Raw genomic sequence first — 16,339 nt, forward strand, 5'->3', positions numbered from 1 at the left:
GTTTACATAAAAATTCATTCTCTATCATTCTTTTATTTATTAATTAATATTTAATTACTAATTTTCCTAGCATATCACCAGCAGAAACTTTTTGTTGTGCTGCCAGCACCGTGGCAGCTGAGAAACCATCAATGGTTTGTGTAATCGTCGATTGCACATCCCCCGCATCGACTAATTCAGAAAGCAATGCTAAAGCATCCCCTTGACTGGCGATATTCTGCCCAGCATTTGTCTTCGCAAACATAAATTCCCAATCTAATGATGCTGCATTGTTTTTAATGAGACCAACTGGCAAAGGTTGTGTCGATTGTACAATGGCGCCAATATGCCCATAGCTTCCCACTAACTTTGCTGCCGCTTCAAAGTGCTGGTCTAATGAATGCAGTACAGCAATATAAGGAATTTCAGGGAACCCAAGACGCTTCACCTCAGATGCATAGTCCTCTCGATGATTAACAACAAAATCAGCCCCTAGTTGTTTGACCCATTCAATCGTTTCGTCACGCGAAGCTGTAGCAATCACCGTCATTCCCAGCCATTTTGCTAATTGAATCATAATCGACCCAACACCACCAGCACCATTAATAATCAATAAAGTTTTCCCTGACGCTGCACCAGGAGCCATAGAAATGCCAAATTTATCAGCAAGCATCTCGTATGCTGTCAAAAAGGTTAACGGTAATGCTGCCGCTTCAACATCTGACAAATCATCAGGCGTTTTAGCAACCAATTTTTCATTAACTGCTTCATATTCAGCATTAGAACCAGTACGTCCCAATTCTCCGGCAAAAAATACTCGGTCACCAACCTGATACTTTTTTACATCAGTACCAGTTGAAACCACTTCACCAACACCATCAAAACCAAGGACACGTTCTTCCTTTGCCGCCATAGCTAATTCAAGCTGCTTAACATCCACAGGATTCATACCAGATGCAGCGATTTTTACAAGCACATCATGACTATCAACATTTGGCAACGGAATTTCTTTTTCCAGCAACGGGTTGTCTTCATCAAGCGTCGTAACGACCGCTTTCATTAATTTTGTCATAATTTACTCCCTTAAATAATAGATACCAAGATTTCCTTACCTACATGATACTATGGTGGTTAAAAAATAGCGATAACAACACACTCAGGTGTTATTACCGCTAATTAATGATTAATCTTGTGAACCTTCTGCCGCTGCAACACCTTCTTTTAGGCCGTCCATATCAACATGGTGCTCACGGAATTCTTTATTATCAATTGGCAAATGCAATTCATAATTATCGAAAATCGTTAGGTCTCCTTCAAGTTGCTCAGCATCAAAGCCAAGGACATGTCCACCAAACGTCCGATCATCACTCAAGAAATGTACATGCCAACCAGCAGCGACAGTTCCTTGATACAACTCTGGTGAATAATAACCAACTAGTGTTCCAGTAACATCAGTCTGTTCAAACTCACGTTGTGTTTTTGTGATTTCAGATAATGATGGGTATGGTCGTTCAGACTTTGGTGCAGACCTAACCTTCATATATGAAAAGCTGCCGCGTAAGATAACCCCAGAAAATGTATTCTCTAATTCGCGGTCATCAATCAACGACACCATTTCCGACATATTTCCAGCGCTAAACTTCACCGTTTCTGAAGGATCATCGGCATGATGTACGGTTGCAAATGGTACCGTTTTATCCATATCGGTCACGTGATGAATAACACCTTCACCATCCATATAGTAAACCTCGCCATCAACCATAATCATCTCACCATCAAGTCCATCGAACGTACCGATTCCTGTATCGCCATGCTCTTTTAATTCAGCTAAGGTAGCTGATCCACCAAGCACCTTACCCATTAAAGCTGCTAGTGTACTGTGTTGATATACTGTTGACATATCTACTCTCCTTTTCCTTAACGTAAGAAAGCTGAGACAAAAGAAAATGTCCCAGCCTCCTGCACCTATAATTCGTCAGTTTTTATTTGATAAATATCAGGCATAACCGTGATTCAAAACGCCTTTTGTCTCACTATCTTCTATTCGCCATCATCAATTAATTGTGACATTAATTCATAATTATGTGAATAATCTACCGGAATCTCAACAACAACTGGTCCCTCAGTTGCGAAGGCCTCATCCAATACGTCATTCAATTGCTCAGGCTTATCGACGCGCAATCCCTTAGCGCCAGCTGATTCAGCAAACTTCACAATATCAATATCAGAGAACTTTACTCCGGCTGACTCACCGTTGTACTTAACCTCTTCTTGGAATTTAACCATATCATAGTGGTAATTATCTTGCCAAACGATGTGAACAGTATTCAAGTGCAATTGCACAGCAGTTGCTAATTCCATTCCTGAGAAGAAGAAACCACCATCACCCGAAATAGATACTGCCTTAGCATTTGGACGTACCATTGCAGCTGCCATAGCCCATGGTAAGCCAACTCCTAATGTTTGCATACCATTTGAAATCAAGAAATGACGAGGAACATATGACTTAAAGTGACGACCTAACCACAAGTAGTGGGAACCGATATCAGAAGTTAATGTCATTTCATCTGTCATGTGTGCTTGCAATGCTTTAATGATACTCAATGGATGGTTCAAATCTGCTTGAGCAGGTGTATATGTTGGTTCAGCTGCTGCATGCAAATCAGCCTTTAGTGCAGCTAATTTGTCTTGAGATTCAGCAGGTAACTCATAGCCATTGATTTGCTCTTTCAAAGCGCTCAAAGTATCAGCCAATGTACCAACTAACTGACGTTCTGGGGTAAAGTGATTATCAATTTGAACAGCCTGCGTATCCATTGCGACAATACGCAAATCAGCACTCTTGTTCCAATTACGTGGTTCATACTCAATTGCATCATAACCCACTGTGATCACTAAGTCAGATTGAGCCAATAGACGGTCACCAACTTGATTGCGGAAGAAACCAACCCGGCCAAAGAACGTTTGCTCTTCTAGCTCACGTGAAATAACTCCTGCACCTTGATAAGTTTCAACAACTGGCAAAGTTGTTTGCTCTAGCAATGCATGCAATGTAGCCGTTGTCGCATCATCTGAGCCACGAGCACCAACTAACAAAACTGGTAACTTAGCGGCTTTAACTTGCTCAGCTAACCAAGCAATATCATCTGCAGCTGCTGCGCCATACGTAGCTGGTTTAACAACTGGCAATGCATCCATGTCAACTTCGGCTTCATCAACGTCTTGTGGTAATGAAACAAAGGCAGCACCTGGTTTAGGACCATTCGCAGCTGCGACAGCATTAGAAATAATTTCTGAAATGTTATTTGGATCTTGAATTTCAACTGAATAGTTTGTAATTGGCGCAAACAAAGTTGCTGATGGCGTGCTTTGGTGTGTTAAGCGATACAAATCTTTACGTTGTACCTGACCACCAATTGCCAAAACAGGATCATTTTCAGCAGTTGCCGTCATCAATCCTGAGGCCAAGTTACCCACACCCGGACCTGAAGTAACAGCAACAACACCAGTTTTACCAGTGATACGCGCAAACGCTTGTGCCATGAACACAGCATTCTGTTCATGACGAGTAACAATTAGCTTAGGTGCTTTTGTTCCCTCTGCTGGATGTTCAAGCTTTTCAAATAAGCGATCAATCTTAGCACCAGGGATTCCAAACACTAAATCAACACCATGGTTGTTTAGGCTGTCGACCACTAAGTCGGCACCGGTCTTCTTCTCTTCAGACATGTACTCTACCTCTTTAAAATATATTGCAAATAAGCATCAATGCTTATATTGTAGCGCGTTCTCAATGTATTTTGTAGCAAAAAGGAACCGTCATTCTGACTAAAAATGTAGCTCATTTTTTCACAAGGCGTATGAAATTAGACATTGTAACGCTTACACAATTTGTGAAATTTTATTTGAATTTTTATAGCATGCAAAAAAGCGTTAGCTATTTCTCATCAAAATAACTAACGCTTTCCGCATCTGTAAAACTGGGCATACTGGATTCGAACCAGTGCATGATGGCACCAGAAACCATTGCCTTACCGCTTGGCTAATGCCCAAAAAACAACTATTCAATCATACAACACACCCTGAATAAATACAAGGCCAATAATATAAAAAAATATTTTTCAAATATATATTATCTGATTGTCAGTCGTGTCATTAATAACACTTCGCCAAGCATACCACGAAATCATCTATCAGTCAGCACTTTATCATCAAATTTAAGCATGTATTTGAGAATTTCAGTAGCCCGCTCTTCACCCAAAGTAACTAGCCAACCATCAAAACGCAGTTCAATATGTTGCGTCAGTTCCCGTTCTACTTCTTGACCACGCTTTGTTAAATGCAATAACATACGCCGACGATCAGTCACATCTGCTTCTTGCCAAATATATTGTTTTCGCAACAGCATACGAATTTGTCGAGATACTGCTGCACGAGTCACTTGACGTTTTGCTACAATATCTGTCAATGTTAGGCCATCATGTTGAGCTACGCCTTGCATAATGAGATATTGTTCAAATGATAAGTCATACAATGCTGCCGGTTCATCGACCATCTCATTCAGGTACTTTATCGTCGATAAATAAGCGTTGATATACTTCGCAACTAAGTTCATTTTTCTTCTCCAAAAGAATATTTTCCTACTATATAGACTATTTTATAAAATAAGCAACATTCTTTCAGACTAATTTTTTTAAAAAAAGAGATTAGCACGCTAATTGCTAATCTCTAATAGTATTTATGATTAACGAACAATCATAACGGTTACTGGCGCGTTATTTGCAACATAACTTGATTGTGAACCAAAGTACTTTTCAGTACCCTGCTGTGAGTGCGAGCCAATCACGACCATATCTGGTTTAACAACGGGGATGACATCTTTCACAATAACTTCTCCGGGCTCACCTTCAGCAATACGTGTATCAACATCAGTTACCCCGTTTTCAACAGCCATTTCACGGTAACGTTCCAACGCGCGTTGCACATCATCTTCAGCGGCACTACTACGTTCCTTTGAAAAGAAGTCAAAAACATTTAACTGTTCTTTTTCAAAAATAGAAATAATCGTTAACTTGGCGCCGTCCTCTTTTGCCTGATGAATCCCATTAACTAAGGCCATTTGCCCAAGGTTTGAATCATCAACCGCTACAAGAATGTGTTTGAATTGTTTTCCTATTGCCATTTTTACTCTCCTCTACGTATATAATCGTCATAACAATCAAGCATATTGACCATTATTACATTTACCGATAAATTCCCCGATTATCAACTTGTTTAATCCACCCAAATTACTAGCTGATCAAACCGCCAAACTTGGACCATCACTTTGCTGTAACGGATCCTCTACTGAAAAAATAACCTCAGTAAATATGCCTCCTTGTTTTTTGGTACACCTAATTATCTATCTAGCCGCACAAAAAGTAAAGTTATTACCAGACTTTTATTGCCTTAATAATCCTTTATAAAAAGGCGATAACTTGACAAAAAGTAAAAAATAATGTAATTTAGAACAGTTGAAAAAATAAGATTATTAAACACTGCCTTCTTTCTAACACGGCGGTGTAAGGGAGGATATTACTATGGCAGTTCCTGCACGTAAAGTTTCAAAGCACGCAAAGCGCACTCGTCGCGGCGGTCAAGGCGGATTGAAGACGCCAGCTATTCACATGAACGAAAATGGTGTGTACGTACGTAACCACCACGTTGCTGCTGATGGCACTTACAACGGTAAGCAAGTTGTTTCACCTAAGTAAGTTCATTTATTAATCTATTTTTGGATAGATAAAAATAAACGATTATTAAGACGGAGAATGGATTTAACCATTCTCTGTTTTTTTATTTTACCGGGTTTTTAGCCCTTTTCATACCTGACCGTAAAATCATACCAGTCTGATGCTAAAAGTACTTAGAACGCGGCTACAAGTCACCTATCAACGTCTTTGTCTTTGTAATAACATACCGGATACAAGCAGCTTAAAAGTCATTTTGAAACTGTTCCCCCACATCACTTGCAATATTTTTAAAACAAAAAGACCGGAACATTCATTATGTTCCAGTCTTTTTATAATATTAAATTTCTTGCTTAAAGTCTTCTGGCTTGTAAAGCTTGAACACCTTTGTAAATAATAGATCAACAACAATTCCAGCGATGATTGGAATAATCGCCCAAACTAAGATAGCTGGCATAACACCAATTGTACTTGTTTGGAATACCTTATCGGCAGCATCACGTACAACTGACTGAATTGGTGAAACAAATCCGATCCAACCGAATCCGGCTGAAGTTGGTGTTCCTTGAACGTTCAAGAAACTAATTGGCAATGCTGAAAGTCCAGCAGCAACCATGAATGAGAATAACATGATTGGCTTCTTAAACACTGAAGGCATCATTCCCTTCATAGCTCCTAAGAAGATAGCAACTGTCGTTCCAACCTTGTTAACTCTAATTGAGTTAATCAATAGGACAACGGTCGTTGCAACAATTCCAACACCAGCAGCCGCTGATCCCAGTCCAGATAATGTAATTGCCAAAGCAATACCAACAGTTGAAACAGGTGTGACGATAATAACCGCGAATGCCATGGCAATAATAATTGTCATTGGCAATGGTTGCAAATCAGTTGCTAATTGCACCATCTTTCCAATCCAAGTTGTTACTTCACCAACATAAGGTGCGATTTCTTTACCAATTAATCCAACACCCCCACCTACAATGATAGGACTTAGGATAATTGCTAATGAACCGAATCCCCATAGATATTTAGCAATCAACCAAATAACAAGGACACCGATCGCTGAAACAATCATGGCATTGATCACATCTCCAGCTCCAGATGCCATGTACACTGTACTAGGCGAGGTTGTTGTCACACCAGTAATTGGATTCTTAAATCCTGCTGGCACCGAAGCCCAATTGATCGAACCACAGGCAACTCCAACCGCAATGGCCATAACTCCAACATCTAGAGACTTCATGTTAAATTGCATGGCAATTGCCAAACCAATCAACATTGGGAGAAATGACGAGAATAACGTCAAGATTGCACTTAAGTCAACCGCCCATCCCATGCCGCTCTGTACAAACGGACGAATAACGTACTTCAAAACAGCTGATGGTAAAACACCAATCAAAATACCTTGAGCAGAACCAGACAATACTTTAAAGAAAAAATCTTTAAACTTTAGTTCATAAGAACCGTCAAAAACTGCGCTAGCCATAATATTCAATTACCTTTCTAATCTAATGTGACAATGTCACATACCTACTCACAGTAATAAAATCCCACAATCATCACTGTAAAAATTAACTATTAATACTTAACTTCGTTTGGTGTCTCTTCACCCTTGATAAAGGCTAATGAGGCATCCATTGATTGCGTAACCATCTCATAAACGGCCTTAGTTGTATAGAAGGCTGTGTGAGGTGTTACCAAAACGTTCTCACGAGCAATCAAGTCTGCAATCTTAGCATCTGGGAATTCTTTGTCTGACCAGTCACTGTTGAACAAGCCAACTTCCTTCTCATAAACGTCCATTGCAAGACCAAAAATCTTACCTGAATCTAAGCCATCAACAATGGCATCGATATCCATCAAGTCACCACGAGAAACATTGATCAATACCACATCATCCTTCATCTTTGCAATTGATTCCGCATTAATCATGTGGTAATTTTCTGGCAAACTTGGCACGTGAAGTGAAATCACATCAGCTTGTGCGTACAATTCGTCCAATGTGTCAACGTAAATACCTTCTGCTTCAAGCTCAGGGTTACGGTAAACATCATAAGCAACGATCTTAGCACCGAAGCCCTTCAAAATATTGATCAAAACACGTCCAATGTGTCCTGTACCAATAATTCCGAATGTTTGCATGCGAACTTCACGACCAATTGTTGGTGCCCAACGCAAGTCATGGTTAGCAATCTTGTTATCTAATGCCTTTGTCTGGCGTAGCACACGTGCCCCTTGAATAGCTGCGTGCTCAGCAATTGCATTAGGTGAATAAACAGCAACGTTTGAAATTGAGAAGTCAAAACGACGAGCTGTATCAAAATCAATGTTATCTGTACCAACATTACGTAATGACATTTTGTTAATGCCTAATTCGTGCAAAGCGGTCAACGTCTCAGGTGTGTATGATAATTGTTGGTAAACATCAACTGCATCTGCGCCCTTAGCTAATTGAGCAGTTTCTGGATCCAATAACTTATCAGTAAAGTCTACTTCTACTTCTGGGTGGTTTGATTCCCACTCACGTAGTGCGGCTTGCTCATCTTTTCGAATACCATATGCAAAAATTTTCATTGTTCTATTTCCTCCAAAGCATGTCTTAACACTTTTAATTATAAATACATTTGTGAAATGTTCAACACAACAGCCAAAAATAAATAAAATGTGTCGTTTCAATATGGGACAAATCACTTTATTTATAGCTAAAATAGAATATATATATTTAATTTAAAGCGCTTACACAATGTGCATATGTTCACAATAAGGAAGTATTAAATTTTGTCACCAAAGTACTTCCTCGATACAATGATATGATGTAAACCTTGTTCTGTCAATAAAGAAAGCGCTTACTAAAAAGTTTGTGAAATTAACGTCCGTTCGTCAATTACAAAACACATGATAACCTTTTCATCTTTAAAAATCGTCTAAGAGCTCATGCCGTCACATATTAACTATATCAATTGTCCCCTGTAACAATCACATTACGAAACATTCCTAACCCTCTCTCGGTTAACGGTTTCTAAATAATCGGCTAGATATACACAAAAAATACCGATAACTAATTATGAAAAATTAGCTATCGGTACTAAATATTTCAAACCTATCCTTAAGGAAAGATTCTAATTACTAATATTAAATTTTACACTAAGAGCCATTTTTTATGACTTATCCTTAGCACTAGTCATAATCTTATCAATCAAGCCATACTCAAGTGACTCTTCAGCATCTAGCCAGTGATCACGTTCAGTATCCTTTTCAACTTCTTCAAATGGTCGACCAGTATTGTCCGCCAAAATTTGGTTCAACTTCTTACGAGTCTTCAAAATTTCTTTGGCAGCAATGGCAATTTCAGTTTGTTGTCCTTGCGCACCACCTGATGGTTGGTGAATCATAAACTGTGAATTAGGCAAAATGAATCGCTTACCCTTAGCACCTGAAGATGCTAAGACAGAAGCCATTGATGCTGCCAGTCCAATTGTAATTGTTTGAACATCAGCACTAATGAAATTCATCGTGTCATAAATAGCCATACCAGCATTAACTTCTCCACCTGGAGAATTGATATACATATAAATGTCCTTGTCTGGATCTTGGGCATCTAAGAATAGCAACTGTGCAATAATTGCGGTTGCCATTTGCGATTCAATTTCACCGTTAACCATAATTATACGGTCAATTAATAAACGTGAAAAAATATCATATGAACGCTCACCATGTGATGATTGTTCAATAACATATGGAATTGGTGTCATTTTTTATTTCCTCCTAGTGTTCAAAATCAAGAACATATTACCATTTTATCATTTCGTCAAGAATGGTCAAACCCTATTTAACTAATTATCATTTCCTCGTTGCAGCTCTTTTGGAATTTGTCCTGTGTCTCTGATTTCATCAGCCATTTTTGTTAATTTTCGTAAACGATGATTAACACCGGATTTCGAAATTTCACCTGATGGCACATACTTTCCGAGTGCTGACAACGGATCTTCACGATGCGCTAAGCGAACTTCAGCAATTTCACGTAGTTTCTCTGGGAAACGTCCCAACCCAATTTCTTCATCTAAAAACAAAATATCATCAATTTGTTTTTGACTCGCATTAACTGTTTTATCCAAATTCGCATTTTCAGCATTGACCAACCGATTAACGGAATTACGCATATCACGAATAATGCGTACATCTTCCATACGAAACATTGCATTTGTTGCACCGATAACTTTCATCATGTCACCAATTTTTTCAGCTTCCTTCAAGTACACGATGAATCCTGAACGGCGTTCAACCACTTTAGCATTCAAATCAAATCGGTTCATTAGATTTGATAACTGCGTAGCTTGTTCTTCATATAAAGAATATATCTCTAAATGATAACGGCTAGTTTCTGGGTTATTCACCGAACCAGCAGCCAAAAAAGCCCCACGTAGATAAGAACGTGCTTTGCCTTCTGGCTCTAGCCACTCATCAGGAACAGTCGGTAGTAATTCGAATCCTTCAAAGATATGCAAATCATCAAGTAATTCGTTAACACCTTTCGTAATACGAACGACATACAAATTATTTTTCTTCAATTTCATTTGACGACGAACAGAAATTTCGGATGGCAAACGATAGAATTTTTGCAATAACCCCAAAATCCGTCGTGCCGTGGCCGCATTTTCGGTTTGCACATTAAGGGTGAAATGCTGATTCTTCAATCCCAATGAGCCATTCATCCGTAACAAAGCAGATAATTCAGCCTTTGCATTATCTGGATTACTAATTTCCAAGGTGGTTAATTCTTTTTTAACATCACTCGCAAATGACATTAATGCCACCTCCCACTATATTTATTCCAATTAATTTGTCGCTAATTGCATAATTAATTGTGCGACAGCATCCCCATCATGGAACGCCCCTTCATCTCGTAAAGCTAATAGGTCGCCCAAAACCGGTTCAGCTCCTAATTCTTGCACAGATTCTGGATCTGAATGTACTTGATATGAAATTTCATTCCAACGTTGCCAATCAATATAATCGTCAGGAACCTTACCAGTATTCATAATCACAGCATCTACGATACGTTCCCCAACATGTTTATTGATTGCATTCACATGATCTGCGTCCGTAAAATTATCTGTTTCCCCTTTTTGGGTCATGATATTAGCAATATACACAACCTTAGCACGGGTTGAACGTAACGCCTCTGCTACATTGGGCACCATTAAATTAGGTAGTACACTCGTAAACAAGCTACCTGGACCAAGCACAACCACATCTGCTTCTAAAATGGCATTGATAACTTGGCTAGGTGACTGCACAATATGCGTAGCCGGTTCTTCTTGAGCAGTGACCCAGATATGATCAATAGCTTTATGAGCAGCCGTGATTTCAGCTTCGCCCGCTAACTCTGTCCCATCCGAGAAACTCGCATGCAATACCAGTGGTTCATTTGCCACCGGATACACATGGCCACGAACTTGCATAATTTTTGTTAGTAGTTGTATCCCATCAAAAATATCATGTTCTTTTTCTGCCATTGCCGCAATAATCAAATTTCCTAAAGAATGATGGGCAAGCATATCATCTTCGGGTTTAAAACGATACTGGAAAATATCCAATAAACTGGTTGGTAACTCCGATAATGTCGCCACCACATTACGGATATCTCCAGGTGGTACCATTTTTAGATAATGGCGTAATGTCCCCGAAGAACCACCATCATCAGCGACCGTAATAATTGCTGTTAAATCGTTCTCATATTTCTTTAAACCATTTAACACGACCGGTTGACCAGAGCCGCCACCAATCACAACTATTTTCGGTACACGCTTAACTGTATATTTTTCTGTCATGACCGGTTAGTGCTCTCCTTTCGGCGTTCAATATCACGATGGCTCTCATTGACCACCCAGTCTCCGGACAAGTCCTCATGTAACCGATGGGCAAATGCAACCGAACGATGCTGCCCACCTGTACAACCGAAAGCAATCGTCAAGGTACTTTTACCTTCAGCCTTATACCTTGGTAATAGCCATTTAATTTGCTCACTAACCCGTTGGTAGAACTCCTTTGCATCATCTGTTTGCCAAACGTATTTAGCTACAGACTCATCCAACCCGGTTAGTTGACGTAAATCTTCTTTATAATAGGGATTAGGTAAGAAGCGAACGTCAAATACTAAATCAGCATCCACTGCAATACCATACTTAAAGCCAAAACTCATTACCTGAATGGCAAACGTACCCGCTTGGTCTTTTTCGGAACCAAAATGTGCTTGAATATAATTTCGCAATTGTCTAGGTGCATAATCATCCGTATGAATAATTTCACTCGCTAAGTCACGAATGCCAGCTAGTTGTTCTCTTTCTAGTTGAATACCATATAAAGTACCACCTTCACCAGATAAGGGATGTGAACGGCGCGTTTCTTTATAACGGGCCACTAATTCACCATCAGAAGCATCGATATAAACGATCTTCATATCATATTTGTCATAACTGTTTTTTCTTAATTGACGAACTTCATGATCCAGGTCCTCAAAAAAACTTTGTGATCGTAGATCAATCATAACTGCTGCACGTTGAATCGTGTCTTCATCCGAAATCATTTGCCAAAACTTGGGTAACATTGCAGGTGGCAAATTCTGCACGGTAAAATAACCAAGATCTTCAAATGCCTGAATGGCAACCGTTTTACCAGCACCACTCATACCAGTGACAATAATTAATTCTTTCTTGCTCATTTGGCTGCCCTCCTCTTAATTTGTCTTATCCATTGTATCATCTTTAAGATACACCCGGTTATCTCATGAATGAAAAAGAAAATGTTCAAAGGACCATTTTAGAAACAATCTATTCCGTACTTTATACCACTTTTAGCAAAAAGGCTGGAACATTTTCTCTTGTTCCAGCCTGCTAATATATTTACTTTCTATTTGTTTGATGACTTGCTTCATGCAAGACTTTCAACGCACGCTTGCGAGTCTTAATATTAGGGCTCTTCATTTTACGTCGAGCTGATGCAACATCCAATTTTTCTGCCATGATCGTTACCTCTCAATACGTCATTTTTAACTTACAAAATATAAGTATACGTACCCTGTTTTAAAATTGCAAGCATCCACTACTTTGTATCATTGGCGCGTTGTCGATCACGTGCCATAATTGGTCCTAAATATTGCCCCGTATACGAACCAGGCGTCGCAGCAATTTGTTCAGGTGTCCCGGTCACTAGAATATCACCACCACCTTCACCACCTTCTGGTCCCATATCGATTAACCAGTCAGCAGTTTTAATAACGTCCAGATTGTGTTCAATAATCAAAACTGAATTACCGCCATCAACTAATCGCTGCAAAACATCTAACAATCTTGAAATATCAGCAACATGTAACCCAGTCGTTGGCTCATCTAGAATATAAAAAGTTTTACCAGTTGAACGACGTTGTAATTCAGAAGCCAACTTCATTCGTTGCGCTTCACCACCTGACAAAGTTGTTGCTGATTGTCCTAACTTCACATACCCTAAGCCAACGTCAACCATTGTTTGTAACTTACGACGAATCTTAGGAATTGCCGCAAAGAAGTCAACCGCTTGTTCAGCAGTAAGATTTAAGACATCGGCAATGGTCAAACCACGATAAGTGACTTCAAGGGTTTCCGAATTATAGCGTGTACCACCACACACTTCACAAGTAACGTACACATCAGGCAAAAAGTTCATTTCAATCTTAATGACCCCATCACCTTTACATGCTTCACAACGTCCTCCCTTAGTATTGAAAGAGAAGCGTCCCTTCTTGTAACCACGCATTTTTGCTTCATTAGTCTGAGCAAACAATGCTCGAATATCGTCAAAGACACCTGTATAAGTGGCTGGATTCGAACGCGGCGTCCGGCCAATTGGACTTTGATCAATATCAACAATCTTATCAATATTCTCATAACCCGTTATGTGACGATACTTACCTGGTTTTTCTGAGTTATGATTAAGTTCCATTTTCAAAGCACGTTTAAGAATCGTGTTAACTAATGTTGACTTACCTGATCCTGAAACACCGGTCACCACGGTAAATTTTCCTAGTGGGAAATCCACTTTGATATTCTTTAGATTATTTTCCGCAGCCCCTGAAATCGTTATTTTCTGACCATTTCCTTGACGACGACTATCAGGAACGGGAATAAACTTTTTACCAGCAAGATATTGTCCAGTCAATGATTGGGAGTTCTTCTCAATCTCATCTGGCGTACCTGTGGCCATAATTTCACCACCATGTTCACCAGCCCCTGGTCCGACATCAATAATATAATCGGCTGCCCGCATCGTATCTTCATCGTGTTCCACAACAATCAATGTATTCCCTAAATCACGCATTTGCTGCAAAGAATGAATCAAACGGTCATTATCACGCTGATGCAAACCAATTGAAGGCTCATCTAAGACATACATGACACCAGAAAGATTTGACCCAATCTGAGTTGCTAAACGAATTCGTTGGGCTTCACCACCAGATAACGTTCTAGCCGAACGTGATAGGGTCAAATATTCCAAGCCCACGTTTTTCAAGAAACGTAGCCGGTCTTTAATCTCCTTAACTATCGGTGCGGCAACTTCTTGATCTTGTTGACCAAATGAGAGTTGCTCGAAAAATGTCAATTCATGATCAATTGATTGTTCAGAAATCTGACCAATATTTTGGCCACCAACTTTAACGGACAAAGCCCCTTCATTTAAACGGTAACCGTGACAAGCTTGGCAAGTTAACTCATCCATATAACTACGCATTTGTTCACGAGTAAAGTCAGAATTTGATTCACGATAGCGTCGACTAATATTGTTCATAACACCTTCGAAGACAACATCTACATCACGTACACCACCAAAGTCATTCTCATAGTGGAAATGGAAAGTTTTCTCACCCGAACCATACAAGATGGTTTCACGCTGCTCATCCGTTAGTTCTTCAAAAGGAACATCCATCGGAATATTAACTGACTCTGCAAACTGTCGTAACATCTCTGGATAATATGATGATGAAATCGGATTCCAAGCATCGATAGCACCTTCAGCTAAGGTTTTACTTTGGTCCGGCACGACACGGTCAATATCCACCTCTAATGTGATTCCTAAACCACCACAGACTGGACAAGCACCAAGTGGCGCATTAAATGAAAACAGTTGGGGTTCAAGCTTACCAACTGCAAAGTTTTTCAGCGGACCAGTATAGTGATCTGAATACGTCAGTTGTTGCTCTTCACCTCTCACGACGTCGACTGTCACAAGTCCTTCCGCTAAACGCATGGCAGATTCAAAAGACTCAAAGAGACGGGCACGCGAACTATCACGTAGGATAATGCGATCAACAACAATGGCAATATCATGGTATTTATTTTTGTTTAGCTCAATATCATCAGTAACTTCATGCATTTCACCGTCAACAATGAAACGAACAAACCCTTCTTTTTGAATTCGCTCAAATGCCGTTGCATGTGACCCACGCTTATGGCGAATTATTGGTGCCAGGATTTGCAATCGACTACCTTCAGGCAAACGTTCTGACAGGTCATTCAACATTTGGTCGATGGATTTTTTTACGATTGTGCCATCTGCTGCGGCATCAGGTTGGCCGACACGGGCAAACAATAGACGATAGTAATCATTAATTTCTGTCACCGTCCCCACCGTTGATCGCGGATTCTTGGAAGTTGTCTTTTGATCAATTGAAATAGCCGGACTCAAACCATCGATTGCATCAACGTCTGGTTTATCCATTTGCCCTAAAAATTGACGAGCATATGCTGATAAACTTTCAACATACCGTCTTTGTCCCTCAGCGTATAATGTATCGAATGCTAGTGAACTCTTCCCAGAACCTGATAGTCCTGTCATGACAATAAACTTGTCTCTTGGAATATCTACATCTACGTTCTTTAAATTATGAGCGCGCGCGCCATGAATTTTTATCCAATCATTGACCATAAAACGTCTCCTTTGATCTCAATTATGCTAATTGTATTATAACCCTTTTGACAACCACATTGTTAGTTAAAACTTAACAAAATGACAGAACGTTAATTTTAACAATATTTATCTTATAATTCGGCCTATTTTTTACCTTTTTTTGGTCACCCAATCTAATTTCACGTATAATGGAGCATAGTATTTAACTATTGGAGGTTGTCAACTCATGAATCACAAAGCTGCCAAAGCTTGGTCTTTACGCTGGATTGCGCAACACCTTGCATCACTCGTGTTATTGATTGGTGCTGTATTGGCTGCTGCAGCTGCTTTAACAGTGCTAGTTATTGCGGTTGAGGAAGTTATCGCACTTGTCTTTGCACAACGATTCATCAACACTTATACCAATGTGTATGGCAACGCTTGGACAACGATTGCCTGGCACTTTGTTATCGTATTTTCACTGGTCACTTTCTGGTCAGCTGTTGATACGTTTATTCCAGAACCGACAGAAAAATAAAATTAACAAGGGAACGTGCAGAAAAAGGCTTCAGTCTTCTCCCGCATGAACTGAACCCCGTAAGTTGGAGTAATTTCCAAAACTTACGGGGTTTTACTATGTTTTCAAAAGAAGTACAAATTGAAGCTGTCACAATGTATCTACAAGGTATTCCGCCTTATAAAATACGGAA

At 39.6% G+C, this 16,339-nt stretch carries 15 protein-coding genes and 1 tRNA gene; 2 read left to right on the forward strand and 14 right to left on the reverse strand.

The window, feature by feature from the left end; all coding sequences use genetic code 11:
• Window positions 1-43: 43 nt before the first annotated feature.
• The 6 genes from NGR58_RS06420 to NGR58_RS06445 all read right to left on the reverse strand — a co-directional run bounded on the left by NGR58_RS06420 (window position 44) and on the right by NGR58_RS06445 (window position 5,161).
• Entirely contained in the window at window positions 44-1,051 is a 1,008-nt protein-coding gene (locus tag NGR58_RS06420; RefSeq protein ID WP_258088774.1) for a zinc-binding alcohol dehydrogenase family protein, read from the reverse strand.
• A 111-nt stretch (window positions 1,052-1,162) separates the two neighbouring features.
• A complete protein-coding gene (gene budA / locus NGR58_RS06425; protein WP_258088775.1) occupies window positions 1,163-1,879 on the reverse strand; it encodes an acetolactate decarboxylase in 717 nt (238 codons plus the stop codon).
• A gap of 140 nt (window positions 1,880-2,019) precedes the next feature.
• Complete coding sequence (gene alsS, locus NGR58_RS06430) at window positions 2,020-3,708, reverse strand: acetolactate synthase AlsS (RefSeq protein ID WP_258088776.1); 1,689 nt, start codon at window positions 3,706-3,708, stop codon at window positions 2,020-2,022.
• A 251-nt stretch (window positions 3,709-3,959) separates the two neighbouring features.
• Window positions 3,960-4,031 (reverse strand) — tRNA-Gln (locus NGR58_RS06435).
• Between the two features lie 134 nt (window positions 4,032-4,165).
• Entirely contained in the window at window positions 4,166-4,594 is a 429-nt protein-coding gene (locus tag NGR58_RS06440) for a MarR family transcriptional regulator (RefSeq protein WP_258088777.1), read from the reverse strand.
• Between the two features lie 129 nt (window positions 4,595-4,723).
• Window positions 4,724-5,161: a universal stress protein gene (locus NGR58_RS06445; RefSeq protein ID WP_258088778.1), complete on the reverse strand. Its 438-nt coding sequence runs from the start codon at window positions 5,159-5,161 to the stop codon at window positions 4,724-4,726.
• Between the two features lie 397 nt (window positions 5,162-5,558).
• Between NGR58_RS06445 and rpmF the strand changes: the two genes are divergently transcribed.
• Entirely contained in the window at window positions 5,559-5,732 is a 174-nt protein-coding gene (gene rpmF / locus NGR58_RS06450; protein ID WP_002827844.1) for a 50S ribosomal protein L32, read from the forward strand.
• Between the two features lie 316 nt (window positions 5,733-6,048).
• On the opposite strand, the gene NGR58_RS06455 is transcribed toward rpmF, so the two are convergent.
• The 8 genes from NGR58_RS06455 to uvrA all read right to left on the reverse strand — a co-directional run bounded on the left by NGR58_RS06455 (window position 6,049) and on the right by uvrA (window position 15,668).
• Entirely contained in the window at window positions 6,049-7,197 is a 1,149-nt protein-coding gene (locus NGR58_RS06455; protein ID WP_258088779.1) for a PTS sugar transporter subunit IIC, read from the reverse strand.
• Window positions 7,198-7,289: 92 nt separating this feature from the next.
• Complete coding sequence (locus NGR58_RS06460) at window positions 7,290-8,285, reverse strand: D-2-hydroxyacid dehydrogenase (protein ID WP_258088780.1); 996 nt, start codon at window positions 8,283-8,285, stop codon at window positions 7,290-7,292.
• Window positions 8,286-8,869: 584 nt separating this feature from the next.
• Window positions 8,870-9,463 carry an ATP-dependent Clp protease proteolytic subunit gene (locus tag NGR58_RS06465; RefSeq protein WP_075270208.1) on the reverse strand — a complete coding sequence of 198 codons (594 nt, stop codon included), beginning with the start codon at window positions 9,461-9,463 and terminating at the stop codon, window positions 8,870-8,872.
• A gap of 81 nt (window positions 9,464-9,544) precedes the next feature.
• Window positions 9,545-10,516 carry a DNA-binding protein WhiA gene (gene whiA, locus NGR58_RS06470; RefSeq protein ID WP_258088781.1) on the reverse strand — a complete coding sequence of 324 codons (972 nt, stop codon included), beginning with the start codon at window positions 10,514-10,516 and terminating at the stop codon, window positions 9,545-9,547.
• 30 nt (window positions 10,517-10,546) lie between these two features.
• Complete coding sequence (locus NGR58_RS06475; protein WP_258088782.1) at window positions 10,547-11,542, reverse strand: gluconeogenesis factor YvcK family protein; 996 nt, start codon at window positions 11,540-11,542, stop codon at window positions 10,547-10,549.
• On the reverse strand, window positions 11,539-12,432 hold the full coding sequence (gene rapZ, locus NGR58_RS06480) for an RNase adapter RapZ (protein ID WP_258088783.1): 894 nt from the start codon (window positions 12,430-12,432) through the stop codon (window positions 11,539-11,541). The genes NGR58_RS06475 and rapZ overlap by 4 nt, the downstream gene beginning before the upstream one ends.
• A gap of 181 nt (window positions 12,433-12,613) precedes the next feature.
• Window positions 12,614-12,733, reverse strand: a complete 120-nt coding sequence (locus NGR58_RS06485) for a putative metal homeostasis protein (RefSeq protein ID WP_258088784.1) — start codon at window positions 12,731-12,733, stop codon at window positions 12,614-12,616.
• A gap of 79 nt (window positions 12,734-12,812) precedes the next feature.
• Window positions 12,813-15,668: an excinuclease ABC subunit UvrA gene (gene uvrA / locus NGR58_RS06490; protein WP_258088785.1), complete on the reverse strand. Its 2,856-nt coding sequence runs from the start codon at window positions 15,666-15,668 to the stop codon at window positions 12,813-12,815.
• 208 nt (window positions 15,669-15,876) lie between these two features.
• Here uvrA and NGR58_RS06495 point away from each other — a divergent pair, with 208 nt between their 5' ends.
• Window positions 15,877-16,167 carry a hypothetical protein gene (locus NGR58_RS06495; protein WP_115470205.1) on the forward strand — a complete coding sequence of 97 codons (291 nt, stop codon included), beginning with the start codon at window positions 15,877-15,879 and terminating at the stop codon, window positions 16,165-16,167.
• The last annotated feature ends 172 nt before the right edge of the window (window positions 16,168-16,339 follow it).

Source organism: Weissella fangxianensis, from assembly GCF_024718545.1.
GTDB classification, from domain to species: Bacteria; Bacillota; Bacilli; order Lactobacillales; family Lactobacillaceae; genus Weissella; species Weissella fangxianensis.